The following is a 1,322-nucleotide window of genomic DNA, read 5'->3' as shown; positions in this document are numbered from 1 at the left end:
CCGCCAAACCTGTTCTGATCCGTGATAACTCCTTATCGCGGGTCGGAACGGCCTCTCGACTTGCAAGCAATCGGATTCCCTTGAGTTGGCAGACACCGGGCAAAAGGGGCGCCTTCACTCCGTCTGAGCCCCCTCCTGCGGAGCGGTGACCTCCGGCGTGAGTTGCAGACCCACCACGCCATCGAGGTTCGCGCGGGTGAGGTTCGCGTCGGTGAGGTCCGCGCGGGTGAGGTTCGCGCGGGTGAGATTCGCGTTGGTGAGGTCCGCGTGGACGAGGTTCGCGCCGACGAGGTTCGCGCCGACGAAGTCCGCGCCGACGAGGCCCGCGCCGACGAGGCCCGCGTGGGTGAGCTTCGCGCCGTTGAGGTTCGCGCCAGCGAGGTCCGCGTCGGTGAGGTCCGTGCGGGTGAGGTTCGCGCGGGTGAGGTTCGCGTCGGCGAGGTCCGCGTCGGTGAGGTCCGCGTCGGCGAGGTCCGCGCCGGCGAGGTTCGCGTCGGCGAGGTCCGCGCCGGCGAGGTCCGCGTCGGCGAGGTGCGCGCCAGCGAGGTCCGCATGGGCGAGGTTCGCGCTGCTGAGGTTCGCACTGGCGAGATTGATCTTCGCGCCGGTGTCATGGGCGACGGCCCGTCGGCCAATCACGGTGAGTGCGGCCTGCAGGTCGGTCCTCACCCCCGGACCGGGAGGTTTCACCTTTCCTGCTTCGTCGGTCTCAGTGTCGTGGGAGTGCTCACGGACGAAGGCGGCCAGTACCTCCATGACGGTGGGGTGGTCGCGGGCCGAGTCGCGGGCGATGCGCTCCAGCGCGTAGATGCCGCCCAGGCGGATGTCGAGCTTGTCCGAGCCGAGCTGCTCGATCGCCTTGGTGTAGCGATCGGTGACATGGCCCTGCTCGCCCAGTCGGAAGGTCCGGCGCGCGGTGTCGGCGTTGCGAGCGGTGTAGTACACCGCCACCAGCGCGATCAGCCCGGTGGCGATCGCCAGCGCCCGCCCGCGCACGGCATCCAGCGCCGCCGCGAGATCTTTACCGCCCAATCCGCGTACCCCGTCGAAGTGTTCCAGCACCCATGCCGCGCCCGGCCCCAGCACCCAGGCCAGCCCCGCGGCCAGCACCACGCCCAGCACCGCGAGCACGAACCGGGGAAAACCTGGCCACCACCTCATGCCCTCAAGGCTGATCGGTTCGCACGGCTTCCACGGGGTGATCGCCGCCAGCGATGGCCAATCGTGACCGGCCGCGTCCGCGGGCGCTGGCCTCACCTGCCGCCGAAGCTACGGCCAAGTGCCAAGTAGCCCTGCCGCCCAGTTCAGAACAGGTATGGCGA

The 1,322-nt window shown here is 69.8% G+C and carries 1 protein-coding gene; it reads right to left on the bottom strand.

Going from position 1 to position 1,322, the window contains the following annotated elements; translation table 11 throughout:
• Positions 1–114: 114 nt before the first annotated feature.
• The gene (locus tag AB0G16_RS38780) at positions 115–1,131 is read right to left on the bottom strand and encodes a pentapeptide repeat-containing protein (protein ID WP_362816029.1); all 1,017 of its coding nucleotides are present in this window, start codon (positions 1,129–1,131) and stop codon (positions 115–117) included.
• Positions 1,132–1,322: the final 191 nt, after the last annotated feature.

The organism is Streptosporangium sp. NPDC023615, from assembly GCF_040640155.1.
In the GTDB taxonomy this organism is placed as follows: domain Bacteria; phylum Actinomycetota; class Actinomycetes; order Streptosporangiales; family Streptosporangiaceae; genus Streptosporangium.
This window is presented reverse-complemented; position numbering and strand designations above follow the sequence as displayed.